33 protein-coding genes and 1 riboswitch are annotated in these 26,485 nt (G+C 63.4%); of the genes, 12 read left to right on the top strand and 21 right to left on the bottom strand.

From position 1 onward, the window contains the following. Positions 1 to 82: 82 nt before the first annotated feature. On the top strand, positions 83 to 955 hold the full coding sequence (locus EN869_RS28910; RefSeq protein ID WP_127230754.1) for a DUF2167 domain-containing protein: 873 nt from the start codon (positions 83 to 85) through the stop codon (positions 953 to 955). A 467-nt stretch (positions 956 to 1,422) separates the two neighbouring features. Here EN869_RS28910 and EN869_RS28915 read toward each other — a convergent pair whose 3' ends face one another. The 4 genes from EN869_RS28915 to EN869_RS28930 all read right to left on the bottom strand — a co-directional run bounded on the left by EN869_RS28915 (position 1,423) and on the right by EN869_RS28930 (position 4,817). Next, positions 1,423 to 2,433, bottom strand: a complete 1,011-nt coding sequence (locus EN869_RS28915) for an ABC transporter substrate-binding protein (RefSeq protein ID WP_127230753.1) — start codon at positions 2,431 to 2,433, stop codon at positions 1,423 to 1,425. Then, positions 2,430 to 3,200, bottom strand: a complete 771-nt coding sequence (locus tag EN869_RS28920) for an ABC transporter ATP-binding protein (protein WP_127230752.1) — start codon at positions 3,198 to 3,200, stop codon at positions 2,430 to 2,432. The genes EN869_RS28915 and EN869_RS28920 overlap by 4 nt, the downstream gene beginning before the upstream one ends. Next, a complete protein-coding gene (locus EN869_RS28925; RefSeq protein ID WP_245489605.1) occupies positions 3,197 to 4,045 on the bottom strand; it encodes an ABC transporter permease in 849 nt (282 codons plus the stop codon). The genes EN869_RS28920 and EN869_RS28925 overlap by 4 nt, the downstream gene beginning before the upstream one ends. Positions 4,046 to 4,208: 163 nt before the next feature. Continuing rightward, positions 4,209 to 4,817: a YkoF family thiamine/hydroxymethylpyrimidine-binding protein gene (locus EN869_RS28930; protein ID WP_127230750.1), complete on the bottom strand. Its 609-nt coding sequence runs from the start codon at positions 4,815 to 4,817 to the stop codon at positions 4,209 to 4,211. Then, positions 4,808 to 4,920, bottom strand: a riboswitch (TPP riboswitch). (Overlaps the previous gene by 10 nt.) 205 nt (positions 4,921 to 5,125) lie before the next feature. Here EN869_RS28930 and EN869_RS28935 point away from each other — a divergent pair. Both EN869_RS28935 and EN869_RS28940 read left to right on the top strand, forming a co-directional pair. After that, positions 5,126 to 5,470, top strand: a complete 345-nt coding sequence (locus EN869_RS28935) for a hypothetical protein (protein ID WP_127230749.1) — start codon at positions 5,126 to 5,128, stop codon at positions 5,468 to 5,470. 335 nt (positions 5,471 to 5,805) lie between these two features. Continuing rightward, positions 5,806 to 6,012 (top strand): hypothetical protein, encoded by a 207-nt coding sequence (locus tag EN869_RS28940; protein ID WP_127230748.1) that lies wholly within the window; start codon positions 5,806 to 5,808, stop codon positions 6,010 to 6,012. Between the two features lie 189 nt (positions 6,013 to 6,201). On the opposite strand, the gene EN869_RS28945 is transcribed toward EN869_RS28940, so the two are convergent. The 3 genes from EN869_RS28945 to EN869_RS28955 form a co-directional block, all read right to left on the bottom strand. Further along, positions 6,202 to 6,453 (bottom strand): DUF2934 domain-containing protein, encoded by a 252-nt coding sequence (locus EN869_RS28945; protein ID WP_127230747.1) that lies wholly within the window; start codon positions 6,451 to 6,453, stop codon positions 6,202 to 6,204. Between the two features lie 108 nt (positions 6,454 to 6,561). Further along, positions 6,562 to 6,771 (bottom strand): hypothetical protein, encoded by a 210-nt coding sequence (locus tag EN869_RS28950; protein WP_112125332.1) that lies wholly within the window; start codon positions 6,769 to 6,771, stop codon positions 6,562 to 6,564. Positions 6,772 to 6,898: 127 nt separating this feature from the next. Next, positions 6,899 to 7,198: a DUF1236 domain-containing protein gene (locus EN869_RS28955; protein ID WP_127230746.1), complete on the bottom strand. Its 300-nt coding sequence runs from the start codon at positions 7,196 to 7,198 to the stop codon at positions 6,899 to 6,901. Positions 7,199 to 7,440: 242 nt separating this feature from the next. On the opposite strand from EN869_RS28955, the gene EN869_RS28960 reads away from it, so the two are divergent. Continuing rightward, a complete protein-coding gene (locus EN869_RS28960; RefSeq protein WP_127230745.1) occupies positions 7,441 to 7,800 on the top strand; it encodes a DUF982 domain-containing protein in 360 nt (119 codons plus the stop codon). Between the two features lie 42 nt (positions 7,801 to 7,842). On the opposite strand, the gene EN869_RS28965 is transcribed toward EN869_RS28960, so the two are convergent. Next, positions 7,843 to 8,064, bottom strand: coding sequence for a hypothetical protein (locus tag EN869_RS28965; protein WP_127230744.1), 222 nt, complete (start codon positions 8,062 to 8,064; stop codon positions 7,843 to 7,845). A gap of 215 nt (positions 8,065 to 8,279) precedes the next feature. After that, on the bottom strand, positions 8,280 to 8,579 hold the full coding sequence (locus EN869_RS28970; protein WP_127230743.1) for a DUF1236 domain-containing protein: 300 nt from the start codon (positions 8,577 to 8,579) through the stop codon (positions 8,280 to 8,282). Positions 8,580 to 8,802: 223 nt separating this feature from the next. On the opposite strand from EN869_RS28970, the gene EN869_RS28975 reads away from it, so the two are divergent. Together EN869_RS28975 and EN869_RS28980 are read left to right on the top strand one after the other, a co-directional pair. Continuing rightward, the gene (locus EN869_RS28975) at positions 8,803 to 9,717 is read left to right on the top strand and encodes a DUF1236 domain-containing protein (RefSeq protein WP_127230742.1); all 915 of its coding nucleotides are present in this window, start codon (positions 8,803 to 8,805) and stop codon (positions 9,715 to 9,717) included. Positions 9,718 to 10,006: 289 nt separating this feature from the next. Further along, complete coding sequence (locus EN869_RS28980; protein ID WP_245489604.1) at positions 10,007 to 10,372, top strand: exopolysaccharide production repressor protein; 366 nt, start codon at positions 10,007 to 10,009, stop codon at positions 10,370 to 10,372. A gap of 271 nt (positions 10,373 to 10,643) precedes the next feature. Here EN869_RS28980 and EN869_RS28985 read toward each other — a convergent pair whose 3' ends face one another. After that, on the bottom strand, positions 10,644 to 11,051 hold the full coding sequence (locus tag EN869_RS28985) for a hypothetical protein (RefSeq protein ID WP_095820511.1): 408 nt from the start codon (positions 11,049 to 11,051) through the stop codon (positions 10,644 to 10,646). 589 nt (positions 11,052 to 11,640) lie between these two features. After that, positions 11,641 to 12,135, bottom strand: a complete 495-nt coding sequence (locus EN869_RS28990) for a cytochrome b/b6 domain-containing protein (protein ID WP_127230741.1) — start codon at positions 12,133 to 12,135, stop codon at positions 11,641 to 11,643. A gap of 246 nt (positions 12,136 to 12,381) precedes the next feature. On the opposite strand from EN869_RS28990, the gene EN869_RS28995 reads away from it, so the two are divergent. Beyond that, a complete protein-coding gene (locus EN869_RS28995; protein ID WP_127230787.1) occupies positions 12,382 to 12,924 on the top strand; it encodes a J domain-containing protein in 543 nt (180 codons plus the stop codon). A gap of 898 nt (positions 12,925 to 13,822) precedes the next feature. Here EN869_RS28995 and EN869_RS29000 read toward each other — a convergent pair. The 5 genes from EN869_RS29000 to EN869_RS29020 form a co-directional block, all read right to left on the bottom strand. Continuing rightward, entirely contained in the window at positions 13,823 to 14,623 is an 801-nt protein-coding gene (locus EN869_RS29000; protein WP_127230740.1) for a hypothetical protein, read from the bottom strand. Positions 14,624 to 14,969: 346 nt separating this feature from the next. Continuing rightward, a complete protein-coding gene (locus EN869_RS29005; protein ID WP_127230739.1) occupies positions 14,970 to 15,266 on the bottom strand; it encodes a hypothetical protein in 297 nt (98 codons plus the stop codon). A gap of 109 nt (positions 15,267 to 15,375) precedes the next feature. Next, positions 15,376 to 15,801 (bottom strand): TadE/TadG family type IV pilus assembly protein, encoded by a 426-nt coding sequence (locus tag EN869_RS29010; RefSeq protein WP_245489603.1) that lies wholly within the window; start codon positions 15,799 to 15,801, stop codon positions 15,376 to 15,378. Beyond that, positions 15,791 to 16,228, bottom strand: a complete 438-nt coding sequence (locus EN869_RS29015; protein ID WP_127230737.1) for a TadE/TadG family type IV pilus assembly protein — start codon at positions 16,226 to 16,228, stop codon at positions 15,791 to 15,793. The genes EN869_RS29010 and EN869_RS29015 overlap by 11 nt, the downstream gene beginning before the upstream one ends. Positions 16,229 to 16,233: 5 nt before the next feature. Beyond that, positions 16,234 to 17,472, bottom strand: a complete 1,239-nt coding sequence (locus EN869_RS29020; RefSeq protein WP_127230736.1) for a pilus assembly protein TadG-related protein — start codon at positions 17,470 to 17,472, stop codon at positions 16,234 to 16,236. A gap of 282 nt (positions 17,473 to 17,754) precedes the next feature. On the opposite strand from EN869_RS29020, the gene EN869_RS29025 reads away from it, so the two are divergent. Further along, positions 17,755 to 18,972, top strand: a complete 1,218-nt coding sequence (locus EN869_RS29025; protein ID WP_127230735.1) for a TadE/TadG family type IV pilus assembly protein — start codon at positions 17,755 to 17,757, stop codon at positions 18,970 to 18,972. A gap of 37 nt (positions 18,973 to 19,009) precedes the next feature. Here EN869_RS29025 and EN869_RS29030 read toward each other — a convergent pair whose 3' ends face one another. Both EN869_RS29030 and EN869_RS29035 read right to left on the bottom strand, forming a co-directional pair. Further along, the gene (locus EN869_RS29030; protein ID WP_127230734.1) at positions 19,010 to 19,246 is read right to left on the bottom strand and encodes a hypothetical protein; all 237 of its coding nucleotides are present in this window, start codon (positions 19,244 to 19,246) and stop codon (positions 19,010 to 19,012) included. A gap of 30 nt (positions 19,247 to 19,276) precedes the next feature. Further along, on the bottom strand, positions 19,277 to 19,567 hold the full coding sequence (locus EN869_RS29035) for a polymerase (RefSeq protein ID WP_127230733.1): 291 nt from the start codon (positions 19,565 to 19,567) through the stop codon (positions 19,277 to 19,279). A 267-nt stretch (positions 19,568 to 19,834) separates the two neighbouring features. On the opposite strand from EN869_RS29035, the gene EN869_RS29040 reads away from it, so the two are divergent. Further along, complete coding sequence (locus tag EN869_RS29040; RefSeq protein ID WP_127230732.1) at positions 19,835 to 20,125, top strand: hypothetical protein; 291 nt, start codon at positions 19,835 to 19,837, stop codon at positions 20,123 to 20,125. Between the two features lie 155 nt (positions 20,126 to 20,280). Here the strand turns inward: EN869_RS29040 and EN869_RS29045 are convergent, their stop codons facing one another. Further along, complete coding sequence (locus EN869_RS29045; RefSeq protein WP_127230731.1) at positions 20,281 to 20,466, bottom strand: hypothetical protein; 186 nt, start codon at positions 20,464 to 20,466, stop codon at positions 20,281 to 20,283. A gap of 405 nt (positions 20,467 to 20,871) precedes the next feature. On the opposite strand from EN869_RS29045, the gene EN869_RS29050 reads away from it, so the two are divergent. Next, a complete protein-coding gene (locus EN869_RS29050; RefSeq protein WP_127230730.1) occupies positions 20,872 to 21,252 on the top strand; it encodes a cupin domain-containing protein in 381 nt (126 codons plus the stop codon). A 292-nt stretch (positions 21,253 to 21,544) separates the two neighbouring features. Then, positions 21,545 to 22,804: a DNA polymerase IV gene (gene dinB / locus EN869_RS29055; RefSeq protein ID WP_127230729.1), complete on the top strand. Its 1,260-nt coding sequence runs from the start codon at positions 21,545 to 21,547 to the stop codon at positions 22,802 to 22,804. Positions 22,805 to 22,844: 40 nt separating this feature from the next. Here the strand turns inward: dinB and EN869_RS35260 are convergent, their stop codons facing one another. Then, entirely contained in the window at positions 22,845 to 23,177 is a 333-nt protein-coding gene (locus tag EN869_RS35260) for an outer membrane beta-barrel protein (protein WP_127230728.1), read from the bottom strand. A 498-nt stretch (positions 23,178 to 23,675) separates the two neighbouring features. After that, complete coding sequence (locus tag EN869_RS29070; RefSeq protein ID WP_127230726.1) at positions 23,676 to 24,671, bottom strand: helix-turn-helix domain-containing protein; 996 nt, start codon at positions 24,669 to 24,671, stop codon at positions 23,676 to 23,678. Between the two features lie 286 nt (positions 24,672 to 24,957). Between EN869_RS29070 and EN869_RS29075 the strand changes: the two genes are divergently transcribed. Continuing rightward, complete coding sequence (locus EN869_RS29075; protein WP_127230786.1) at positions 24,958 to 26,178, top strand: patatin-like phospholipase family protein; 1,221 nt, start codon at positions 24,958 to 24,960, stop codon at positions 26,176 to 26,178. The last annotated feature ends 307 nt before the right edge of the window (positions 26,179 to 26,485 follow it).

A 26,485-nucleotide genomic window follows, 5' to 3' on the forward strand; every position in this document is an offset into this window, starting at 1 on the left:
CTTTTCCGACTTGTACTTGCGTTCGAAATCCCGTTAGATCACAGGGGCGTGAGATTTGGGTTCCGGTCCACCGGAGGGGGTCATGAACAAATCGGTCAGGAAGAACCTGATTTTCATTGCGGTGGCGCATGCCTGCCTGCTGGCGCAGCCGGCGACCGTGCATGCCGAGGATGCGAACTATCATCCGCAGGATTTTACCCGGCCGCTGAGCGCCGCCAGGGGCACGATCGCTCCGGCCGGCAGCGGCGCCTTCTACCTGAAGCCGGAGGACCGTTGCGATCTGGTGGTGAAGGAGTTCGGCTGGGACCGCGGCGAGTGCGGCTCGATCGACCAGCTGATCTTCGGCTTGACGCCGGAGATCGACAACCTGACCGTCGAGAAGCCGGTTTCGGACGGCTATGTGAGCCTCGCCGACTGGGACAGCGGCGACCGCAGCGAGGAAATCGGCTCGATCGAGGAGAGCTTCAAGGATTCGGTCAAGGCGCAGTCGCAGCGGCTTGGGCAGGACATCCGCTTCGAGGGCTGGCTCGTCTATCCGCGCATCGATAAGGGCAAGAACATCCTCTACTACGCCAACATCCTGAACTGGGGCGGCGACCGGACCATCAACATCTCGGTCTCGATCTTCGACCGGCAGGGCTATGTGCCGATCAAGATCGTGCCGGTGAACGGCAACATCACAAGCGATGACGTGCAGAAGATCGTCGCCGCATCGGCCGCCGCCTACAAGCCGCAGGCCGGTTCGTCCTATTTCGAATTCTCAAGCGGCGACAAGGTGGCCGGCTATGGCGCGCTGGGTGTGCTGGCGACGATGCTCGGCGTCAAATATGGCGGGGCCGCCAGCGCTGGGCTGATCGCGCTCGCCCTGGTGGTGCTGAAGAAAGGCGCCTTCATCCTGCTGCTGCCGCTGGTGTGGCTGAGAAGGCTATTCAGCACGAAGAAGGCCGATAGTTGATTTGGGAACAGGAAGGTCCCCAAATCGCAGTCGAATTCGTGCGAATGTCCCGGGCCTTCGTTCGATTGAACGCTTCACATATATTAGCAACGGCGCATAAGCCTTGTTAGCCGACAGCGACGTATCCCTTACGCAGCTGTCGGTTAGGCTCGGCGCCTACCGTTCGCACCCCAACAGCGATGGCGCCGGGCCGCCACCATTCATTTCCCCAAGAAAAAGCCCGCTGCGCGAGATGTCGGCAGCGGGCCATGAGGGCGCCGGTTGACTGGCAACCTGACTAGGGAGTGGGCACACTCTCACAGCCGGCGCTCGAAGGAGCATGGGCTTCGTTGCCATGCATATGAGCAGCGTTAGCGCCGACCGGCGAAGACTTCATCACTCGATTGCATGACGGTAGCGCCGCTGGTCGAACCCTGTCGGGCCGCCGCCGCCCGGGCTCTCGGCCGACAGCCCTTCGTCAGTTCGCCCTATCCCAGGAACTCATTGCTGAAATAGGCAGAGAAGTCCGGTCGCGTCGTCAGCGCCTTGCCGTTGCCGTCAAGCAGGATGCCGGACGCAAACAGGTAGCCACCCATCGCCTCCATCTTCGCCTTGTCCATCGTGCCGATGGCGCCGGCGGCGCTCTTCAGGAAATGCCCGTCGTTCAGCGCCTTGAGCGAGGCATCGATCAGCGCCGGGTTGGTGAGCGTGTCCTTGTTGGCGGCGACCAGCAGTTCGCCGGCTTCCTTGGCGTGGTCAACCGCGAACGCATAGCCGGCCCGCGTCGCCTGGACGAAGGCGGCGGCTGCCTTGGGATTGGCGGAGAGGAAGGCGTTGCTGGAGACGATCAGCGTGGTGTGCTCGTCCGGCACGCCATAGTCGGCGTAGCGGAAGCTGCGCTGCTTGAGACCCTTCAGTTCGGCCTCGACGCCTTCCCAGGTCGAGACTTCGAGCGTGAAGTCGACCGCGCCATTGGCCAGCGCATCATAGGCGGAGGTACCGAGCGTAACGGTCGAAAAATCGCCCTTGCCGCCGTCATGGCGGATGATGGTCCGCAACAGCGCGTTTTCCCAGGCGCTGCCGAAGCCGCCATAGGTCAGGCCGTCGAGATTTTTCGGGCTTTTGATCGCGGCGCGGTCGGCGTTGAAGACGACGCGGCCGGTCTCCGACTGGACGACGGCGTAGACGGCCTTCAGGTCGGCTCCGGCGCTCTTCTGGGTGAACAGACCGAGCGAACCGGAAATGCCGAAATCGGCGACACGGTTGGCGACCAGCGTGCCGGAGCCGGTGTCGCCATAGGGCAGGATTTCGACATCCAGACCGGCATCCCGGTAAAGACCTTTGTCGCGGGCGACGAACAGGCCGATGTGGTTGGTGTTGGCGGTCCAGTCGAGCGCCACGGTGATTTTCTGGGCGGCAGCGCGGGCACGTGTGACGGCCCCGGCAACGGGCAGGCTGGCGGCCAGAAGCAGCGCCTGGCGGCGGGTGAAGTCGGTCATTTCATCTCTCCATCGGATGGTCGGGAATTCGGATCGGCGGCGAGCAGTGTGTCGAGGATGCCGGCCTCGATCGCGGCCGCCTCGCGGGCGAGATCGGCGCTTTCGGTGCGTGGGCGCGGCAGCGGCACCGCCACTTCGGTGACGACACGCGCGGGCCGCGCCGACAGCACGTAGATGCGGTCGGACAGAAGCACCGCTTCGCGCACGTCGTGGGTGATGAGCAGCGCCGTCCAGCGATGGTTTCGCCACATACGTTCCAGCCAACGCTGCATGGCGGCGCGGGTGAGCGCATCGAGCGCGCCAAACGGCTCGTCGAGAAGCAGCATGTCGCGCTGCTGCACCACGGTGCGCAGAAGGGCGGCGCGCTGGCGCATGCCGCCGGACAGCTCGGCCGGCCAGGCGCGCTCGAAGCCGGCAAGGCCGAACTCGGCGAACAAGGGCGCCACGCGCTCACGTGCCGCGCGGCGCTTCATGCCCTGCACTTCCAGCCCGAGCGTTGCATTGTCGATGACGCGCCGCCACGGCATCAGCGCGTCGCGCTGCGGCATGAAGGCGAAGCGGGCGCCATCGAGCGGCGCGCCGTCGAAGCGCATCTCGCCCTCGCCCCGGATCGCGCCGGTAAGCAACTGGAACAGCGTCGACTTGCCGGCGCCGGAGGGGCCGAGGATCGAGACGAACTCGCCTGCCGCGACGTGGAGCGAGATACCGGCCAGAACCTCCAGCGGGCCGAAGTTTTTTCGCACGTCGCGAAGCTCGAGGCGGGTCATGGCCGGCCCTCGGAGGATCCGGCATCGCGGTCGCGCCCTGCCCTATCCCAGGGCATGGCGAGACGCTGCGCCAGCACCGCCAGGCCGAACAGCGCCAGCGTCAGCACCGAGCTGACGGCGACGGCGGCAAGCACCAGGTCGGGGCGAAAGTTGTTCTTGGCGCTGAGCATGTAGATGCCCAGTCCCTTCGCCGCGCCCGCATATTCGGCGAAGATCGCGCCGACCACCGCATAGGTGATGGATATTCTCAAGCCGGCGAAGAAATAGGGCAGCGCCGAGGGCAGCCGGGCGAGCCAAAAGATGCGCCAGCGCCCTGCCCCCATGGCAGCGAGCATCTGGCTGATTTCCGGGCTCGTGGCGGCATAGCCTTCGACCAGAGCTACCATCATCGGGAAGAAGGTGACCAAGGCCACCAGCAGGATCTTCGGCAGCAGGCCGAAGCCGAACCACAGAACCACCAGCGGCGCGATCGCCACCAGCGGCAAGGTCTGGCTGGCGATCAGCAGCGGAAACAGCGCGCGGCGCAACGGGGCCAGGAAATCGACCAGCGCCGAGAGGATGAAGGCGGCAAGCAGCGAGCAGGCGAAGCCGGCCAGGGTGGCGCGGATGGTGGGGAGCGTGTTTTCGGCGAGCGCGGCACGGTTCTCCCAGGCTTGCGTCAGCACGCGCGAGGGTGCGGGGAGCACGGTGGGCGCGAGGCCGCCGAGGCGGGCGTAGAGCTCCCAGGCGAGGAGGAGAAGAGCGAAGGCGAGCGCGGCGGGGAAGAACTTGGCGAAGGCGGTCGCGACAGCTGATCTCCGCCCTTGCGGGGGAGATGGCCGGCAGGCCAGAGGGGGACGCCTCACGTAGAGCGCCGACCTCATCCTGCTTCGCAGAGGAGGTAGGCGCTCTACGCGCTGGGACCCCTTCTGCCCTGCCGGGCATCTCCCCCTCGAGGGGGGAGATTCGCCGGCACCAATGCTTTGGCCAATAGCCACGACACTCTCCTCGACAACTCCAGCGCGCGGCTCAAACCGCGGTCGGGCTGTTGGCCGAGATGGTGATGTCGAGCGTCACATGGCCCGCGGCCGGGCCGAAGCGGCAGAAGGCTTCGTTGAGCGTGGCGAACACCGCGCCGGCATCGCCGCGCAGCTTGGTGCAGAAGTTTTTCGAGCGCTCGAAGACGCCGGAGTTTTTCAGGAACTCGATGCAGCCATAGATCTCGTCCATGTGGTCGCCGGTGCCCATCACGTAGAGCGAGAATTGCGCCGCCACCGGCTGGTCGGTCGAAGGCGTCGTCTCGACGGCGCGGAGCGCGGCGCGCTTGCGTTCATCGAGCGGGATCGCGGGACCGCCGATCTCGTCGGAACGGCAGATGGGGTCGTCCGGCTCGCCGGGGCAGCCGCGCGAGACGGCGGCCGACAGAACGCAGTGCTTGCCGCTTTTGGCCGCCGCCACGAACAGGTCGCGCATCGCCGCAAACAGCACCTCGGGCGGCCCGACCAGCAGCGTCGAGATGTCGTCGGTCTCGATCCTGAGCCTGTCGCGGTAAGGATCGAGCGCGCCGAGCGCTCCGAGGATGACGCCGACGAAATCGTCGGTCATGGGATAAAGGGAAATCTGTGCGCCGGAAAACATGGCCCGCCTCGCTCCGCTGGTATTATCCAGATCAGCTTTAGGGTCCGAAGGCTTGCCGCCCCCATCTCAGCCCCGACCGTACGGAGCACCCCTGTGGATGGCGGCGTTAAAGCACTGTTTGCCGCAACGGGGAAGTGGTTTTTTGCCGGGTCGATTGGCCCAGGCGCCTCATCTCCCTATGGGAGATGCAGCTCGTTATAAGATTTTCGCGGATTTCTTATAACGGTCCATCGTTCAAATTGTACGAACCATGCTTGACGATATTTCGTACATAAAGTACGATAGTTCCCTTGTTGAGGGACCCCTGCTTGAACACCGCGAACCATGCCGCTTTCGCCGACCTCTCCCGCCCATTGCTGTCGCCCTTGCCGCTCGCCGAGCGCGAACGCCTCGCCGCGGCCTGGCGCATGGCCAGCCAGGACATCGCCGACGACATCCGCTTCATCCGCCAATATCTGAAGGTGATCGCCGAGAAGGAGGAGCGGCTTTCGACAGGCGCGCTGGTGCATGGCCGCGCCTATGTCGAGGCCTGCGCGGCATGGCTGCCGGAAACGGTGGCGCGATATTCGCGGAACCTCAGGCTGATCAGCGAATGCGAGAGCGCGATGATCGCCGCGGGTGTGAGGTTCGCCGTGTCGAGCGATGCGTGGTGATCTAACGCCCCCCTTCTCCCCTTGCAGGAGAAGGTGGCCTCGCGAAGCTGGTGAGGCGCCGAAGATCTAGCACTATATGCCTGCGGTGACGAACGTCGCCGTCAAGCTGGAACACCCCTCATCCGTCTCGACGCTGCGCGCCGATCCAGCTTCTCCCACAGGGGAGAAGGGGCGGACTTCCGCCCCTCAGCCAGCCTCTGCAACCTTCGGCTCCGCACCTCGACAAATGCATCGTTTCACACAATCGGCAATTGGTGGACGCGGATAAGTGGCCGGGCGTTAATTCCCCTCAGGCGAACGAGGGTAAAGCCGCACACCAGGGAGGAACTCGTTTGATGGATCAGCAAATCGACATCGGCATACAACCCGACGACCAACCCTACGAAGTCACCTCATTTGCTAAAAAATACGGCCTGACGGTCCCGGTCGCGGACGCGATCCTTTTCGCTAAAGGACCGTCGCCATCGCGGACCGCTTGCGACACAGCCGCGCTGGCCCTCATCTGCGCGGTCGCTCAATATGCAAGGAAGGCAGCGCGTTAGCGATTTCGGCTACGCGCCCGCCTTGAGAAATATCTGATTTTATTGATAGCTAATCTTGTTAAGGCCGACGCGCCTTCAACGGCAGTTCGGGCGTCTCCATCACAAACCGCCGGGCGGGGTGGGTCAGCCGCGTCCGGTCGTTGTCGGAGATCGTCGGGATGAGCCGGCGGCGGTGCTGCCGCCGAAAAATCAGGCCTTGGCTTTCGGTTTGGCCGAATTTGCCTTGGCGGGGGCCTTGGCGGGCTTTTCCGCCTTGGCGGCTTTCGGCTTCTCGACCTTGGCGGCAGCCGCCTTCTTCGCAGCTTTCTTCGGCTTGCCTGCCGCGTAGATCTCGGCGGCTGCCTGTTCCCAATGCTCCATATGAGCACCTTCGGGCCGGCCGGCCTTTTCCCAGATCTCGTGCGCGCGCTGGCGAATGCGTTCGTGCCTGTCGTCCGTCACTGTCGCCTCCTGATGTTGGGACGGGTTCCCCGGCGCGAACAGTAGCGGAATTTTCACGCGGCGTCTTCGGTATCACGCATATGCGACCGACTTAGGCGGCAAATTCGTTCAGTGTCCGTCGACGACGACCGCGATGCCCAGATGCGCTGCCTTCTTTGCGATCAGTCCGGCTAAATCCGCGTCAGAGCGGTCGGTCCCCGTGCGCTGCCGCAGCAGGGAAATTGCCTCTTGCATGGTCAGCAGGCCAGTCCTGTGCTCGGCCAGCAGCTTGTCAACGGTGGCGGCGACGCTGGGTGATTCGACGTGTGGATGATGCATGGCAACGACTCCTTCCGCTTCGTTGCCTCCCAAACCGCTGGCTATTCTAGGCGTTGTGCCTCGATGCGAGAAGAGCCCGATCCTTCCGATGCTTCGGCGGAGGGATCGGGCTCTTCGGAACCAGATGTTACTGGATCACCTGGACGACGCGGCGCGTGCCGGGATCGATCAGCACCGTGTGGTCGTTGACGACCGCATAGCGGTACTTGACGTCCGGAACGGTCTGCAGCTCGACAGTGTCAGGCACGGTCGAGCCCACGCCAAGCTCCAGGCCAAGCACATTGACCGAGGCGATCGGGTGCTTGTGGACATATTCCTTGACCACGGTCTGCTGCTCGGGCGTGACGATCACCTCGTCCGCGGCCGCGACGCCGATGCCGGCCATCAGAGCCAGGCCGGCGACAGCTGGAATGAGGGTGGTTTTCATCGTTTCTCTCCTGTTTGGATTCACGACGATCCTTCGGATCGCGTATCAGCGAGCTCCGCCCTGCCTCCGCGAGGGGCGGAAACATCGGCAGGACGAACATTGGAGCTCCCTGGGCAAACGCTGCCGGCGGGGGGTTGTTCCGTCAGCGACAACTAATTGCTCTGGCGGAACCTTCGCATCGGCTCCGCATTGGAAGGCATTGAAACTGCCCAAGACTTTGAAATCCAAGGGGTGCGGTCGCCATGCGATCAGGTTCCATCATAAGCGACATCGAACTTCCGGCTCCGGTTGCGATTGCCGTCGGCGCCGGCTTCAAGCGCGAAATCGCCTCGCTGACCGAGATGCAGAACTTTCTCAAGGAATGGCCGCGGGCCTCACAGCGCGAGAGCTGCGCAACGGCGCTGCACGCCTGCGAGGCGGCGCGGGCCGGAGAGATCGATCTCGACAAGGCAAGGCAAGCATTCCTGCTCTTCGCGAGGAAGGCGGGGATCGAGTGGACCGGCGCCGATCCGGTGGCGGTGCTGCGCGAGGCGAAGATCAGGCGCAACCGGGCACGCGAAAGCCCCACACGGCAGCGAGCGCAGCACCCGATGGATCGCTGAGCTCGGCTGGGCCGACCGGTGATTTTCGGCTGATGGCCGCTGTCAGTTCGGCGTCGATTCGCCCAGCGGCTCGGTGACGAAGGACGCGGCGATCAGATCGTCCGCGTCGATGCGTAGGGAGCCATCGCCGCCCCCCATGATGGCAGCGACCTTCTGAAAGGTCTTCATCTCATGTTCGGTGATCCGGGCATCGCGCATCCTGGCCTTCAGATCGGCGACGCGCATCCCGAGCGAACGGGATGTTCCGATTTCTCGTTTCGACATGTCGGTTAGACTCCTCCCCAACCCGTGCCTGTTTCGCCGCCGCCCGATTCCCGCATCCTGCGCATGCTTGTGTTCTCTATGAGGCAATTTCGAACACAGCAACGGCAACGCATTGCCCGGAACGAAGGTTCCATTAGCAGACGGTAACGAATTAATACTTGGTTAACGGCCGGCCGCCCTGTCGGCGGCGGGCCGTCAACTCAGCCGGACGGATCTTACTCGATGATCTTGACGATCTTGCGCGTGCCGGGATCGACGACGACCGTCCGGTTCTCGATCACCGCGTAGCGATACTTGACGTTGGGAACCTCGTGCAACTCAACGGTATCCGGCAAAGCCGTGCCGACGTTGAGTTCCACGCCGGGAACCTTGACCGACGCCAGCGGCTGCTTGTGCACGTATTCACGGATGACGGTCTCCTGCTCGGGCTGAATGATGACGTCTTCGGCAGCGGCGGCGCCGATACCGGTCAAGAGCAGCAGGCCCGCGGCGGCGGTTGTGAGATGCAGTTTCATCGATATTCTCCTCATTTGTGATGTAATGCCTCTCACGCTGCGCCTGCGATTCACAGCCGGTCGGCACTGTTCGTAACGCCCTTTGGCAGCCCTTGTTCCGGCAAAAAATTGCGGACGCCGCTTTTCGCAGGACGTCAGTGGCGCCTGACAAAACAATTTCGGAACAATGCATTCCGGGCGGGGTTTTCTCAGCGAAGGGACCGACTTTGCGAGGAGAAATCCGATGAAACACCTGCTGATCACGAGCATGATCGCGCTCGGCGTCGGTTGCGGCGCCGCGATGGCGCAAACCGAATCCGCGCAACCCAGCGGCGACAATGGGTGCGCCGCCGGCCAGACTGACTGTCAAAAGGGCGGCAAGGCCCAGGGCAAGATGAAGCCGCAGGCCGAGCAGAAGGCCCAGGGCAAGGCCGGCGCCAATACTGAAGAGCAGGCCCAGGGTCAGGCCGGCGCCAAGACCGACCAAAATGCCCAGGACAACACTACGCTGAAGAAGAAGCAGCAGGCTCAGGGCAAGGCCGGCGCCACCACCGAGCAGAACGCTCAGGGCAACACCAAGATGCAGACCGAACAGAACGCCCAGGGCAACACCGGCACCAGCACCGAGCAGAACGCCCAGGACAACACCACGCTGAAGAAGAAGCAGCAGGCGCAGGGCAAGACCGGTACCAGCACTGAACAGAACGCTCAGGGCACGACCAAGACGCAGACCGAGCAGAATGCGCAGAGCAAGACCGGAACAGCCACCGAGCAGAACGCCCAGGGCACGACCAAGATGCAGACCGGGCAGAATGCCCAGAGCAAGACCGGCACCAGCACCCAGCAGAATGCCCAGGGTAACACTACTGTCGAGACCGACCAGAACAAGACGGCCTCGATCAACAATGTGACGGTCGAGCAGAGGACGCAGGTCACGCAGATCCTCCACGAGACCAAGGTGGAGCCGGTCCGCGACGTCAGCTTCGACATCTCGGTCGGCGTTGAGGTGCCGCGGCACAAGATCCGCCTGCATCGGCTGCCGGCCCGTATCGTCAAGATCGTCCCGGCCTACGAAGGCTATGAGTATTTCGTGCTCGCCGACGGGCGCATCGTCATCGTCGACCCCGACACTTACAAGATCGTGCTGATCCTGACCTGATCCGCACGGCATCACGAGAAAAAGGCCCGCCCTTCGTTCGGCGGGCCTTTTTTTTGCGAGACTTGAAGGCGCCCCGAAGGCGCGCGGCGTCTCCTGCCCGCGCCCGGCGGGCGCCGCGTTCCATCAGGTGTTGCTTGAATGCGGGTTCCTTGGGAACGATTTGGCGCAACTCGCGGTTCTCACACATAAGTCCTGCGTCCGTGGTCCCAACCAGACCGGACGAAAGTGCGAGGGAACCGCCGACGACCCCGTTGCGGCTTGCGGTCCACTCGGAAAAGGTGCATGGGTCATGACGGGTAGAGATTTGGGCGAGATCGTCGACGACCGGACAAGGTCGCGGCGCTCGGTTGGGCACATGTATTTTCCGCAGTTCCTTGTAGGAATGGTGGCGACGCTTCTGGTGATCCTGGGCTGGACATTCATGTCCACCGGATCGATCTGGGAGGCATTGGGCTGGACAGTCCTTGCCGCCGTCATTTTGCAGGCCGGCTATTTCGCGGCGGTGCTGTGGCTTGTCCAGCGCGAAGGCCGCGCGGCCGACCAGGCCAAGCCGAGCGATGGCGCCGCCTCGCCTGCGAAATTGCCTGGCCCGTTCGAGCGCGACGGCATCATCCAGGCGGTCATTTCGCTGTTTTTTCCGAAGCTGTTGCCTTAGCCGGCGGCAGCCTGCTGGCGAATGGCCGGCCAATCGCTTTGCCCGGAGACCGGCTGCAAACCGTTTCGCCCGACACACCGCACTCCTCTGCTCGAGCACAGCGAGCCGGGCTAGCCCTGGCGTTATGCTTCCGAAGCGCAATCAATTTGGCATTGTCGCCAGCGCCCGTCCGCACCCAGTGTTGTTCGGCCCAAGGCTAACGGCCGTCTTGCCTGGCTCTTCGGTTGGAGGCTCCAACCCGTCCAAGCCGAAGCCCCTGCTCGACGGCAAGCTAGCGCGCCGTGGCTGGTGAAGCGGAGCGCACAGTCTCCGACGACGAGAAGACGACGAAGCCAAAGACCAGCACTGCAGCGGCGACGATCAGGGAGCCTATCGCCACGACCGGCTCGATCTCCGGATGGCCTGCCGCCAGCATCCAGTAGAGCGCCGGTAGCATGATCACGATGCCGACCGTATAGAGGCCGTAGTGGATCATGGCGATGCGGCGCTCGGCCTTGGCAGGGTTGAGCGCATAATAGCCGCCGAAGATGGCGCTGGTGACCCAGCCAAGAAGGTTTATGTGGGCATGCGCCGGGAAGGCGCCGTGATCGCCCGAAATCGCCATCTGCAGCCCGGCGGCGATGCCCAGGATGAGAAAGACTATGGCCGTCTTGAAGAAGAGTTCCGATACGCGTGGCATTCTGTTGTCCCTCCCAATGCCTCTGTGGACCCGACTCTATGAAGTCTATATCCAGCAAGCCATATTAGCCATGGCGCACCTAAAGCAATTCCAGGAAAAGTGTGAGCGGTTTTCCGTCAGGAATTGCGTCAAAACAAGGAGATAGAGCGGTTCACCGTTTCCGTGAAACGGTGAACCGCTCTAAAGCGCGTCGCGATCTTTCAGATTCGCTCCATGCGCTTCAGGTATTTGATTTTCCGCATGTCTTTATCCCGAAACCGGTTCCCACTTTCGGGAGACATGCTTTAGGTCGGTGAAGCCGTCGGACGAAAGCCGAGAGGCGGCTTGGCAAAAAAAGGCTCGCCCATTTCGGAGCGAGCCAAAAAGGGGGCCGGGCTTGAGGTCGGCCAGGTTGCCACCTGAATTTCAAACTTGGTTAACGTAGCAGAGGTTGAGGTTTATTCCACAGGAATAGTGGACGGACCAAGTGGCGTTTCAAGAACGTCTCCAAAGCGCGTCGCGATCTTTCAGATTCGCTCCCTGCGCTTTAGTTTTGATTTTACGCATGTCTTTATCCCGAAACCGGTTCCCATTTTCGAGAGACATGCTTCTAACCAGCGGGCGAAAGCATGCGCTTCAGCGTCCCGTCCTTCAGCCAGAACTGGTGGTACAGCGCGGCAAGGGCGTGGACGGCGATCAGCACGATGAACGCAGGCTTGGCGAGCGAATGGATATCCCCCCAGGGATCGCCCACATAGAATGCCAGCAACCCGGCCGCGGGTGTCGCCAACAACAGCACATAGAACAGGCCGTGTGATACATGCGCGGTGATTTGCATCCATCTCTGCCCCCGATTGGTCGGCGCCGGCGCGCCGGATGCGAGCCTGAGGACCAATCGAACGAGCACGAGCGCAAGGATGGCCAGGCCGACCCAGTAGTGAGCGGATCCGAGCGCCTGGTCCGACGCGGATGCGAACTGTCCGTTTTCAACGGCGTCCGCGACGGTTGTCATGCTCTCGCCGAAGAAAAGCTGAAATAAAACGAGCACCGCTATCAACCAATGCAGCGTGATTTGATAAGTTGAATATCCGCTTGCGGTTTTCATTGCATTGAATCCCTTGGCAATGAGGCGTCCCACGCCTTCGCGTTACTGAATAGGTAAAAAGAGCATGGCTAAATTTGGGTCCAAATCTCCCGCAATTGTGGCCGCAATCTTACAGTTTCGTATGATGGGCGGCCCGCGCCGGCCATAGCTGTTCAAAGCCAGGTGCTGCGCCTTGCATGCGCGCAGCATTTGGGCAATGCTGCGGATCGGGGGAGTGGTTTCCGTGATTTCGGAAGCACAATTACAATGTTCATTGACTACTACGAGCTCCTGGAAATTAGCCCGAAGGCCAATTCAGAAACAATCGAGCGGATTTTCCGCTACTTTGCGATGCGCTACCATCCCGACAATCGGGAAACTGGCAATGAAGCGCGCTTCAGCGAGATCGTCGAAGCCCATAATACGCTACGCGACCCGGTCAAACGGGCCCAGTACGATATCGTTTACCGCGAGCATCTGGGCCTTCGTCACGAACTTACCGAGGAGGCGCGCGACGCCCGCGGCTTGGCGAGGGATTCCGTCATCCAGGCCAATCTGCTGTCGCTTCTCTATGTGAGGCGGCGGCGAGACGTCAACAATCCAGGCATCGGTGACGAGGAGCTCGAACGCCTGTCAGGCTGCCCGCGCGAGCATCTCGAGTTTCACCTCTGGTACCTTAAGGCGAAGGGCTTTATCGGCAGGACCGAAAACGGGACATTCGCCATCACAGTGGAAGGCATCGATCACGCCGGCACCATGGGCGGGAAGGATCGCGCCGACGCCACCCGCCTGCTCAATCACGCCGATTAAAGCTGGTTTCCCGAAAGCGGTAACCGGTTTCGGGATAACGACATGCGCAAAATCAAAACCCAAAGCGCATGGAGCGGATCTGAACGCTTCGCGACGCGCTTTAGAGCGTTTCATTTCACGGAAACGGCGAACCGCTCTATCTCCTTGTTTTGACGCAATACCTGACGGAAAACCGCTCACACTTTTCCTGGAATTGCTCTAGGTCGGCCCCGGCATCAAAAGCCCGCCTACTGGTGCTTGAACCAGTGGCGGGCTCAATTGAAGCAACAGCTACATCCCTGAGGAATCGACCGTCGTCTTCTCAACTCCCCATCTCTGGGCTCGGTTTCGCCGGGGGCGGCGGAGTCTGAACCATGCACCTTGGCGGGCAAGAACAGGGAGCGCGACACTACATTGGCGTTGCGTGTCGGCGAATACAAGGCGACTGAGGTCCGACGCGCCGGCGCATTGGCCCGTGCTGACCCGTCAAGGGTCATTGCGGCAAAGACGTCCCCGGCAACAGCTTGACGCAATCCCGCACATGGGCAGCGCGTGGGTATCAAAAGTTGTTGCCAGCCTGCCCATGCCAAGCGATAGGTGTATCGGGACGCGACATTCTTCCGCGCGAGTCTGCACACTCACGAACATCCGCACCGCCGGGTCGGCGTCTTGGCTTTCATTCGCCAGCAGGGCGCCGGCCCCTCCCCGAAAACAGGTGGCAACCTGTTGCGGGACCGACACCCAACAATGCGGCTCCCGCTTTTGGCTCGCCTCGACCGAGGCGAGCCATTTTTCTTCCGGAGACCGCAAGTGCGTGGACGCTGCCACGTCGACAGAAAAAAGCCGCCGGGCGGGGGCCCGGCGGCATGGCAGTTCACCCTCTGGCAGCTCGCCCTCTAACGGGTCCGCCGCGATCGCGTCACGGCGTGGACGTCGCCGCGGCGGCCTGGTCGATCTTGTCGGCCAGCACGCCCTTGGCCCAGTCCGTCACCTGCTGATCGACCGGCTTGTTGGCCATGTCCTGCAGGGCGGCGTCGAGTGAGGCGTCATCGGGGGCCGGCGTATTGGTCACCGCGGTCTGGGCATCGGTGATCGCCTGGTTGTCGGCGGTGATTGCCGCGTTTTGCGCGTCGATCTGCGCCTGAACATCGGCTTTCTGCGCATCGAGAGCCGCCTGCTGTTCGGGCGTGAAGCCGGTCGTGTCGGTCGCATTGAGGTCGGCGAGCTGCTGAGTGAGATCGGCGAGCTTGCCCTGGTCGGCCGCCAGCTGGGCGTTTGCCGCGTCGAGCTTGGCCTGCGCGTTCTGGGCTGCCGCGGCCTGCGTCACATAGGCCTGGACGCCGGCGAACTTCTTGCTCTTGGAATTCATATAGGCATTGATGTTGCGCTGGAGCGAATTCAGCCGGCCGAGCTTGGCGTGAAGGTTCTTCTCCTTCGGCGCGGCGGCGGCCGTCGTCTCATCGGTCGTCGTGTCGTCGGTCGAAACATCAGCTGTCGCGTCGTCGGTGCCCTTGTTGTGGCCGTGAGCAGAAGAGGACTTGCCATGCTCGGCGCCGCTGTTGCCGTTACCCTTGCCGCCGGAATTGCCGCCGCCGTTTCCGTTGCCGCCGCTATGGCCATTGCCGCCGCCATGGCCGTTACCGTTGCCGGCAAGCGCTGGGGCGGCCGCGAGCGCCAGAATGGCAAGGGATGCCAGAAGTGTTTTGCGCATTGTTGTCATTGTGCTTCTCCGCAGATCAATCAGCTTTCAGGCCCAACCGCTAGGCAGCCTCTTATGAGAATTTGCTAATGGCGTCGGATAAACTTTAAGCAATTGCGGTTGCGAAATGAGAGGAGGCCTCACGTCGCATAGGGATCGTCGCCAAATACGTCGGTAAGCCATTGAAACTAAACATAAATACAAAGGGCCGAGCTACCTTGGGCCGTTTGGAACAAAGAAGACCCTCGTTCCGCCGGACCAAGGTCCGAAGCCTTTGTTGCTTTGTAAGAAACGGCAAAGCAGAAACGTCAGCGCCGTCCGACAAGAGGGCTCAGCGCCGGCAGAAAATGCGCATGGTCCGGCGTGGCTAGAGGGAAAGATCCGCCGGGTTCGTGTCGCCGGCATCCTGATCCGTCGGCGCCTCGGCCCCTTGTCCATCGCCGGAGCCACCGGCGGAAAGCACGGTCAGGTCCATCCGCGCGATCCGGGACGCGGCTTTTCCCTGGGCGTTCGGTTCGTCGTCGCCGGTCTCCAGGACAGAGGCCTTGGCAAGATGGCCGATGCTGTCGGCGCTCTTGCCCGGGAAGGTTTCCGAAGATGGCTGCGGCTTGCTCGTATGATGCACTGCGCCGGCGCCGTGCTGGCTTCCAACGGGGGAGGTCATGGCTGCGCTCCTAAATGGATCACAGCAAGTCCCTAGCATTCCTGGCTGGCGCCAACCTTGCGATTTTAGAGATTGCTAAGGTAAGGCGCAGATGCCGAGCGACGATCGGCTAGCCGCTGACCATCGGCACCGTCACCGAGGTCGAGTAGCTGATCGGGTAGTTGCTGAAATAAGGGAAGCTGATGACGAAGGCGTAGCTGGCGTTGACATGCGCCATGGCGAAGCCGCCGCTCGCCGGATCGGTGGTAACGGTGACGTTGACATTCTGCAAGCCAAGCGCCTGCAGCTTCTGTTTGGCGATCGCCTGGATGTCGGACTGGGTCAGCGTGTTGTTGAGTTGCAGGGAGCGCGCGGAGGCCTCGAGTGCATAGCGCACGCTGGATATGCTGTTCATCGACCAGCCGAAGGCGAAGATGGCGAATAGGAGCATGACGAGGAAGGGCGCGATCAGCGCGAATTCCAGACCGGAGCCGCCGTCGATATTGCCGGCAAATGCCCGAAGCTTTTGCCTATATGAAGTTATTTTAGCGGACACGGACCACCTGCACATGGCCTATGACGGTGTTGTTTGGATAGGGGCCGAAGGTAAAAGGCGGCGTCCACGTGCCCGATGCCTGGATCTGGACGAAGACCGTAGGCACTTTCGGGCCGCTGCAGATGGTCGTCGACGTGACCACGGTCGTTCCGCATAGATAACTGCGCGTAACGGTGACCGCGGCGTCGGCAGGTTTCTGTTCCCAGCTCGCCAGCGCCGCGGCCCGCGTGGCGCTGTCGTCGCCACCGGCCATGACCAGGTTCGCCGCTGTCTTGACCCCTGCCCGCATCGCCAGCGAGCTCGTGACATAGGACCAGCCGTCGAGGATGCCGAGAAGCGTGGCGCACAACACCGGCATCACCAGCGCGAGTTCTACCGCCGCGACGCCGGCGCGGTCGCTGCCAAAACGGATTGCCGATCGCCGCATGGCCGCTACTCGGCGATCGCAACCGACTGGGCGGCCGGGATGTCCTTCATCCCGAGGCTCGAGCAGTCCTGGTTGATGGTCGAATTGCCCGACCACTGGATGGTGTCGGCAACAACTTGGGTGCAGCCGCTGGTGCCAGAGAAATTGCCGAGATAGTTGACCTGCTGCCGGGGAAAATAGATGGCGCCGGTCAAAAGCGAGCTGGCGGTGCCGTTGAAGGTGCTCTGTGCCGCCGCTCCCGTCCTGTCGCCATAGAACAGCACGCCGGAATAGGTACCCGAGGTCGGCGCGCTCAGCGTCACGGTGGCGTTGCCGTTGATGCTGACGGTGGAGCTGCCGGACATAAAGATGGTGACGCCGCTGCCCGAAATGTTGGCGTTGGCGTTTATCTTCAGATTGCCCTGCACGACATAGACGCCAGGATCGAGGGTGACGTTACCGCTCAGGCTCATGCCGCTGCAGTAGGTACCCGGCTTCAGCTTCGACTTGCTGTCGTTGAGGCAAGGGTTGGAGGCCGCGGGCGTGGGCAGGCTGGCGAACGGATCGGCAGCCGGAAGCGCCTGGGTGATCGCCGACTTGCAGACCATCGTCGGCGGATTGTTCAGCACGACGCCGCCGACGGTGATCAGGCAGTCGGCCTGGACTCCCGCTGAGCCCTGGATCTTGATGGCGTCGGAGGCGAGCGAATCCGCCATGACCGAGCAGCCGGTGAGCTTGACGCTGGTGCTGCCCGAAAAAAGCGCCGCCTGCGAGGCTGAGGGATTGAGCGCCAGCACGCAGGCCTTGGAAGCATCCGTGATAAGCGCCACCGCCCTCGCTTGCTCCGGCACCTTGGTCTGCGTGAAGATGGAGGTGAACATCCGGTCGAGATTCTGGTTGACGATCACCTCGACCGCCTTCTTGGCCGTGTTCGGTCCCGACGTCGGCGGCGTGTGGACGACGATGGTGCCGGTGCCCAGCCCGTTCGAGGTCGCCGATGAGGTGGCGGCGGTGGTGATGGTGTCGGTGTCGGATCCGGCGATCTTTTCCAGCGCGCCGGCATAGGCGGCCGCGTCGGCGATCGCCTGCAGCTTCAGGCTCGAATAGTACCAGTAGGAGGTTTCGACGCCGAACCCGGCGCCGCCGACGACGACCGGCAGGGTGAGCGCGAAGATGGTCGCGACATTGCCGCCCTTGCCTTCGCAAAAGCGCAGAGAGACGAGCCGAGAAAAAAGTTGTCTGAAGAACCGACCCGAAAAGGCCATGGCCACGCGCGCCCAAGCTATCCCAGGCGTGATCGTCATCACCGCCGTATGAACGAATGCCTAATTAATTCGCTCGACTTGCGCCGGTAGGACCGCAGCGGGCCGCTGCCCCCATCTTGCGCCGCAGACACTAAGACTTAAGGCCTAACAGACTTAGGACTTAAGGCGTAAGTATCCGTAAAACCATATATTTTAGCACTTCCTGCATTTTAACTTTTTTGCAAATCGCTCGTTGAGACGGCGGGGCATATCACTCTTGCTTAGACGGCAAGGGCGGGTTCCATGTTTCGACGGTTTTGGGCTTCAAGACGCGGCAACTTCGCGGTCGCGACCGCGGTCGCCATGGTGCCGCTGATGCTTGGCGTGGCGGCCTCGATCGACCTGACGGGCACGAGCGACGACGCAGCGCAACTGCAGAACTCGCTGGATGCCGCGGGCCTTGCGATCGGCACCAAATACCAGCCGAGCATGACGGCGAATGACTTGCAGCAGCTCGGCCAGACCTTCTTCGCGGCCAATATGAGCGCGGCGGACGCGCAGGAATATTCGGGCAGCGTGGCCGCCCTGCAGGCCAGTGCCAGCGGCGATCCGAGCGCCTATTTCCTTTCGCTGTCGTCGAGCATCACCCGGCCGCCCTTGGTTACCGGTATGCCTGCCTGGCAGGCGACCCGCTCCGCATCGGTCAAGATCAAGCCCGGCGCGCAGGCCTGCGTGCTCGCGCTCGACGAGCACGCCGACAACGCTGTCAACCTGCAAGGCTCCACCAATGTGGCGATGACCGGCTGCGTGATCGCGGCCAATTCGGACGCCGCCGACTCCGTCAACCGCGGTGGCTCGGCGATCGTCAGCGCCGCGTGCGTCTCGACGGTCGGCGGCACGCAAGGATTGACGCCGCCCAGCGCCACGCTTTCCTGCGGCACCCCGCATGAGAAGCAGTATGCCTCCTTCGACCCATTGGCCGACGTCGTTCCGCCCGCTTACACGCTCTGCCTGCCGGTGCCCAACGGCAAGACGATAACGCTCTCGCCGGGCACCTATTGCGACAAAACCCTGTCGGGGAAGATCACCCTCAATCCGGGCACCTACATCATGCGCAACGTCACCATTAAGCCCGGCGGCAATGGCAGTCTGAGCGGCCAGGGCGTGACGATCTTCCTGATGGAGAATTCGCAAATTTACATCAACGCCAACGAGCAGGTGAACCTGTCGCCGCCGACCAGCGGCCCCTATCAAGGCATCACCATCTACCAGGCTCACGGCAACACCCAGGCGCTGACGATCAACGGCGGATCCGGCTCGCTGGTGAGCGGCTTCATCTACGCGCCGGACGCCGCCATCGCCTACGCGGGGAATTCGAACATGAGCGCGCAGGGCAGTTGCCTGCGCCTGGTCGGCGACACTGTCACAATGACGGGGAACTCGGCCGTGAGATCGGACTGCACGGCCGAGCTCGGGAACCGCGAGATGTATGCGGGACGGATGATCACGCTGGCCAAGTGAGCGGCGATCTCTGCGCAAGGGGGAGATCAAGGGGAGATCACAACTCGCCCACGATATCCGCGCCCGGCTGCTCGTCGAAAAGCACCGCGCAGCCGCGCTCGAGCGCAACCTGCGTCAAGGCGTTGGTCGCATCCTCGTCCGACGAGACGAAATCCCCTGTCAGCACGCGCAGTTCCTCGATGGCCTTCGACATCGGCACGAGGCGCCCGGCAGAACGGTCGCTCACGCAGGCGTCGATGACGCATAAGAGATCGATGAGTTCGAAATTATCCATGGCGGCCTCCGCCGGCGCCAATCCCTTCGCTCAGTCAACGGAATGGGCCGCCGGCTGGTTCCCGCGCTCCACATCATCGGACGGCCTGGCGGGCGCGAGCTTGAGATCGAAGCGGGCAGGCAGGCATGGCTCGAGGCATGCCTTGCCCGCCGATCCGGTCGCGATGGTGTCGACTGGCAGAAGTACCACCATATGGGCGCTGCGCTCGGGCCAGAGCGGCCTGCCAAAGACGAGGAAGGCGCCGACGACAACGCCTGCCAGGAGCAACGCGGCAAAAAGATTCGCAATGGTCTTGCCGGGTTGCACGGCCAGCAACTCCATGTTTCCAGAGGGAAAGGGGTGCCCGCCATATCGCAGGAATGGCGGGCACTCCGTGGTCAAACCGCCGATGAAGGGACTTTGTCCGGCGGCTTGCAAGCCAATGAATTGACGACCGTCTTGTTTCTTAAAAATCGACGCCTCGGGCCTCTGCGTTCAACAGGTCCGACTTCAGTCTGAATGTGATCCCAGACCGTCGCCCGAGGCCTGGAACAATCGCTTTCCGGTGTCGTTGGCCGGCAGTCGAAATCGGCGAAAGGAGAGTAAGTCATGGCCGACGGACCTACAGTCGTTAACACGGGCGGCGGTGGCGGCGGCGGAACCGCGGTCGCGATCGTTCTCGCCATCGTCGTGATCGTCGGGCTGCTGTTCTTCACCGGCATCATCAATGTCGGTGGTGGCGGCGGTAAATCGACCGACGTGAACGTCAAGATCGACACGCCCAAGATCGAAGCGCCAAAGATCGAGGCGCCAAAGGCCGGCACGCCACCCGCGCCGGCCAAGACGGCACCGGCTGCTCCGGCACCTGGCCCAGCGCCCGCCCCGGCGAGCGGCGGTTGATCTGGCGAACGCAAACCGGCAACCCAAGAGGGCCATGGTTGCCGCTCCTTCGGCCCGCGCGATCTTGGGAGGCGCGGGCCGCCCCCGGAGCGGTTCCGCCTCCGCAATGGCGTCGAGCCGCTCCAGGTGTCATCGACACGATTCAGAGTGGATGTTCAGTCATCGGCATCCATGGGCTGATGGCCAGGCTGCTGATGCCATAGCACCTGGCGATAATCCGTCAGTTCGACGACCTGGCTGCAGACCGGACAGACATAGCTGTCACAGCACTGGCGAAACTCCGGCGAGCCACGACGCGCGGCGACGACCGGCGAAGAGCCTTTCACGGCTTGATCAAGCATCGGTTTCCTCCCTGGTGGTTGTCGATTACCCTGCCCAACTTCCCTGCCCGGCTACGTTCCACCGGGCGCGACGTGCGGCGCGCTCGACCAGGCTCTGAACAATCCAGATGGGGGTTGCGGGGGCTGCGGCGGTATCGCGCGAGCAATTGCCGAGGGTTGCATCGAATTCTCCCTTTTCGGGCGAGAACGGATGGATCCCTCAACCACCGTCGTGCCAGCGCAGGTACAGAAAAGCACCGGACAATCGGGGACCGCATTAACATCCGATACAGCGGGTCAAAAATCTACGCTGCGCGGCGCCCGTCCCCAATTATATTAGCAATACCTCATGTTAAGGCGTATCGTTCCCTCGGCGGTTGCCGGCGATCGCAACGTCGGGCTCCGCTTCAAGCATGGGAGGATGCCATGGCCGAAGTCGCAACGAAGGTGACGAAATTCGAATCCAAATCGCACAGCAATCCCGACGAGGTCCGCGCGCCCCCCAAGACACGAGTCGAGATCGTGCGGCTGCCGGGTTATACGCTCGGGCGGATGAACATGCAGCCGGGCTGGAGATGGTCCGAATGCGTTAAACCGGTGGTCAAGACAGACAGCTGCCAGGTCTCGCATGTCGGCTATGTCGTGTCCGGGTCGATCACCGTGCGGATGAACGATGGCACGCAAAAGACCTTCGAGGCCGGCACCTCCTACACCATTCCGCCTGGCCACGACGCCTGGGTGGAAGGCAACCAGCCGTTCCAGTGCATCGAGGTGCTGAGCGCCGAACAATACGCCAAGCCGGCGTAGCACAAACAGTCGCCCCGACCAGAAAGCGACCGGAGGGGTCGTCTCGAATTGCCGCCCTTGAGAGGCGAAGACGGGTCGCCACGCGCGGCCTGTCCCCTTAGGCAACATCCCGGAAGAGGCCGTGCACAACCGGCACTCTATCTGGCTGCAGGGCCAGGTTGTGTGAACTTGCACGTTCAAGCGTGGTGGCTTGACATGGAACCGCTTTTGTTCTCTTTATGTTCTGTCAATTCCCCATACAAAAGATGCAGCTAATGCTGCGATGCCACACAAATGGCCAAGAGAGCGCGCGATGCCCGCCACGAACGCCGCCGCTGCCACCATCCTGCATGCCGACCTCGACGCCTTCTACGCCTCGGTCGAGCAGCTGCTCGATCCGTCGCTGCGCGGCAAGCCGATCGCCGTCGGCGGCGGCGTGGTGCTGGCCGCGTCCTACGAGGCCAAGGTCTTTGGCGTGCGCGGCGGCATGCCCGGCCGCAAGGCGCGCGAGCTCTGCCCGCAGCTCGTTTTCGTCGGCGGCCATTTTTCCGAATACCAGCGCCTCGGCGATGCCGCGATCAAGGTGCTCGACGATTTCACGCCGGTGGTCGAGCGCATCTCGATCGACGAGGCCTTTGCCGACGTCGCAGGCTGCACGCATCTGTTTGGACCGCCGGACGAGATCGCGCGAAAAATCCGTGACCGCGTCAGAGCCGAGCTCGGCTTGCCGATCTCGATCGGCGTGGCGCGGACAAAGCATCTCGCCAAGATCGCCTCGCAGGTGGCCAAGCCCGACGGGCTGGTGGTGGTCGAGCCCGGCACCGAGCTTGCCTTCCTGCATGACCTGCCCGTCACGCTGATGTGGGGCGTCGGCCCGGCGACCAAGGCGAGGCTGGCCGAGATCGGCGTCGAGACGATCGGGCAGCTGGCGCGCACGCATAGCGGCGCGCTGGAGCGGCTGATCGGCCATGCCGCCGGGCAGAAGCTTGCCGGGCTCGCCTGGAATCGCGACCCGCGCAAACTCGAGACCCGTCGGCGAGCGCATTCCGCCGGCGCGCAATCGGCGCTGGGCAGGAAGCCTGCCGTGCCCAACGTCTTCGTGCCGACGCTCTTGCATCTGGCCGACCGCGTGGCGAGCCGCCTGCGCGCCAAGGACCGGCCGGGCCGCACGGTGACGGTGCGTGTCCGCTTCGCCGATATGCGCGCCGTCACGCGCTCGGTGACGCTGGAGCAGCCGATCCAGGCGACCACGATGCTGGCCGAGATCGCCGAGGAGCTGGTGCGCGGCGTGCTGGCCGCCCATCCGCGCGAACGCGACATCTCGCTGCTCGCCATCTCCGTCTCGCATCTGGAGGAACATGCCGAGCTGCAGCTCGAACTGCCGCTCGGCCTGATGGACGAGAAGCTCAAGCCCGGCAGCCGCAAGGGGCTGGCCCGCTTCGGCGCCGACCGCGCCATCGACAAGATCCGCCAGCGCTTCGGCAAGGAAGCCGTCGGCTACGGCACGGTGGCGCTGGAAGGCACGCGCTCGGTGCCGGACGGGTTCCGGGAGCTGGCGGAGAAGGAGCTGTGAGGGCGCTGGAGAATTTGAGCGAAGCGCACCACGCCGTGCGTCAGAACTTGTAGTTCAGGCCGATCCTCACAGTGTCGAATTTGACGTCCGCATGGCCTCGGCCATACGGGGGGCCAAAATCGGCGAGATCGACCTTGCCCAGATCGACAAAGAGATATTCGGCCTTCAGCGTCCAGTTCTTGCTGAACGCATGCTCAATGCCGGCGCCGGCCGTCCAGCCGACCAGCGTATCCTTACCGCCGTAGCCGGCGATATCCGGATTGGCTTCCGCTTCGCCATAGGCCAGGCCGCCGGTGAAGTAGGGAATGTGCTGTCGATCGCATAGCCCAGGCGACCACGTAGCGTGCCGAACCAGTCGACCCTGGTCTGGCATCCTGCCCCGCAGCTCCAGTTCGTGGTGCCGGTCGGATCCTCGCCATGCAGCCCGGCAGCGGAAAGATCGGTCTCAACACCATACACCCAGCGATCGACCTGATAATTGTAGCCGACGGTGATGCCGCCGAGCGCACCGTCAATGGTGAACTTGTTGGACGAGACGCCCTGGGCGAAATGGTGGCTCTTGCCCCAGCCGTAACCGATCGTGCCACCGACGTAGACGCCGCTCCAGTCGAATGCTTGCGCGGGAGCTTCGGCCGCGCGCGCGGCCGACAAGCCCGTGAACGCGGCGGACGCCGCGCAAGCGAGCGCGACCCCCAGGCTGGGAATGGAAAGGCGATGCCGCATGAAGATGTCCCCGTATGATTTCAGAATGGCCGCACCATAGGCGACAAGCCGGCCGCGGGCTTGGAACCCGCGCGACCGCGGCTTGGACCGGGCGCGACTCTTCGCGCAATCCCGGGACCTGTTGCAGCAGGGTAACGCGTGCCAGCCGTCAGCGGGACGCCAGCGCCGCGTGTCGCACGTCGGTCGGAGTAGCGCCGAAGCGCTGGCGGAAGCGGCGGTTGAAGTAGGAGATGTCGGCGAAGCCGGCGTCGTAGGCGATCGCGGCGACCTGCACGCGTGCCAGGCGCGGGTCGCAAAGCGCGTTGTGCACAACGAGCAAGCGCTGGTCGAGCATGTAGTCGGCAAAGCTTGTCCCCTGCCCGCGAAACAGTTTGCGAACATAGTCCGGCGTCAGCCCCTGGCGCCTGGCGACGTCCTCAGCCGACAAGCCCGGCAAACGAAGATTGGCGGCGACGTCGGCCTTGATGGCCGCGAGGCGCGCAGCGGCGAGGCCACGGCCGCGAGCTATCTCCACGGCCTCGCCGCTGTCGGCCAGGGTGAGCGCCAGAAGATCCTGGATATGGGCGGCCAACCCGCGCTGCAGCTCGGGCGAGGCGATCGCCCCGGCGCTGCCGATCATGCCGGCATAGCCGATGAGAAGGCGCAGCGCCTCGCGGCCGGCGTCGATCGATCGCACCAGGAGGCGTTCGAAGCCGGGCGCCATCGAGGCGAGCGAGGCGCGCGGCAAATAGAGGCTCAGGTAGCGGCCGGAATCGACCAGCGTATGTGTGGCCTGCTGGCTGGTCAGCATCATCACCGCCTGGCCGGGCAAGGTCAGCGCCTCGCGGTCGCGTTGCTGCGAATGGCCGCGACCGGCGAGCACGGCAACGAGCATGACCATGTCGCTGGCGCTCTTCAGATGTTGGTTCCTGATGCGGTAATGGGCGTTGGAGCGGGCGCCGGTGGTGATGCTCACGCCCGGCAGCGACCGCAGCGTCACCTCGGCCCGGAACGGCTCGTCGCCGAAAGGCTGGATCTCCAGGTTGAACAGCTTGTGGCCGTAGAATTCGAGCCAGATGCCCAGCCGGTCGCGCATCGGCAAGGCGCCTGTCGACACATGCAAGGGCGTGCCTTGCGCGATGTTGCGGATATCTGGCAAACTCACCGCCCCGCCGCTCCCCGGCGGCACGAAATCGGGCCAATGTTTCGGCGAGACCGGCCGCCTTGTCAAACGGACCCGAGGTTCACGCCATCGCTTCCTGATCGCGGCCTGGCGTAGGCGGAGTGCCGGTCAACCGGTTCGGATATGTCTCCCTGAAAAGAAGATTGGCGGCGCGAAGGTCCGCGATTCCGCCGCTTGCCAGAACGCCCGCGCTGGGCTGGATTGTGCGCCGGAAGCCGAACGATCGGAGTCATTCATGGCCAGTGAGACGGCAGCGCCCGATATCGGGATGGCGCCAGGCGGCGCGGCCAGCATCGACGGCAAGGTCGAGCGCTATGACCTCGGCCTCTGCCTGTCGGGCGGCGGCTACCGCGCCATGCTGTTTCACGCCGGCGCGCTCTGTCGTCTCAACGAGGCCGGGCTGCTCGAAAAGCTCGACATGGTGAGCTCGGTCTCGGGCGGCTCGATCGCAGCCGGGCTGCTGGCCGTGCTTTGGCCGCGCTTCAGCTTCGTCAATGGCGTCGCCGGCAATTTCGACATCTATCTCGACAGGATATTGGAGTTCTCGCAGGTCTTCCTCGACGCGCCGTCGATCCTCAAGGGCCTGTTGAACCCGTTTTCGAGCGCGGCGCGCGAAGTCGCGGCCTGCTACGAGCGGCGCCTGTTCGCCGGCGCCAAGCCGATGCTGAAGAGCCTGCCGGAAAAGCCCTGGTTCGTGTTCTGCTCCAGCAATCTCGACACCGGCTCGCTGTTTCGCCTGTCGCGGCGCTTCATCGCCGACTACCGCATCGGCGTCGCTTACAATGCCGACCTGCCGGTGGCGACCGCGGTCGCCGCCTCTTCGGCCTTCCCGCCCTTCCTGTCGCCGCTGCGCCTCGACCTCACGCCCTTCGCCTGGACCAACGACAAGCTCGACCCTTCAGTCGGCCTGCCGGTGCCGCCTTCACGCGCCGTGCTCACCGATGGCGGAGTCTACGACAATCACGGCATCGAGCCGGCGCTCAAGCGCTGCCGCTGGCTGCTGGTCAGCGACGCCGGCGCGCCCTGGCAGGCTTCGAGGGCGGGCTACTGGAACTGGTTCTCGCAGTTGAAGCGCGTGCTCGACACCACCGACAACCAGGTGCGCTCGCTCAGGCGCCGCGACCTCGTGGCGCGTTTCCAGGCGGCCAAGGACGCCGACGATCGCGGCCTGCCCAACGACGCGAGCCGGCCCGATTATGCGGCGGCGCGCGGCGTCTTCTGGTCGATCGCCAGCAAGCCGGACGCGACCGAGCCGACCTTCACGCAGACCGCTGCCACCCAGCCGGCCGACATCGGCACCTCGCTGCATTTCCTCGGAAGCGAAGAGACGATCGACCTGGTAAATTGGGGTTACTGCGCCGCCGACCAGGCGCTGCGCGGCTGGTTCCAGCCGGCGGTGGCTGCCGGCAAAGGCGTGCCGCTGAAGCCGGGCGACGTGCGGCCGGGGCGCTGCGCGAGGCTTTCGAAGATGATGATGAGTGTTTTTTAGGGTGTGAGCCGGCGCGCGAGCTGCCAATCTCCCCCCTTGCGGGGGAGATGTCCGGCAGGACAGAGGGACGGAACGCGGCGCTGACAATCCTTGGATGCGAACCTCGTGGTCTGCCGACCATCTCCCCCTTATGTGCAGGGGAATCGCATATGGGTTTTTGGGACTTGAAGTTGGCTTGAGAGGCAGTCGAATTGAGGAGAGACTGCCATTTCGAGCCTTGAGAGCTATTTCGGCGCGCTGCCCGATCCGCGCGCTGGCAACGCCACGCATCGGCTTGGCGACCTGATCGTGATGATGATCGCCGCAA

It is taken from the genome of Mesorhizobium sp. M2D.F.Ca.ET.226.01.1.1 (genome assembly GCF_004022705.2).
Lineage (GTDB): Bacteria > Pseudomonadota > Alphaproteobacteria > Rhizobiales > Rhizobiaceae > Mesorhizobium.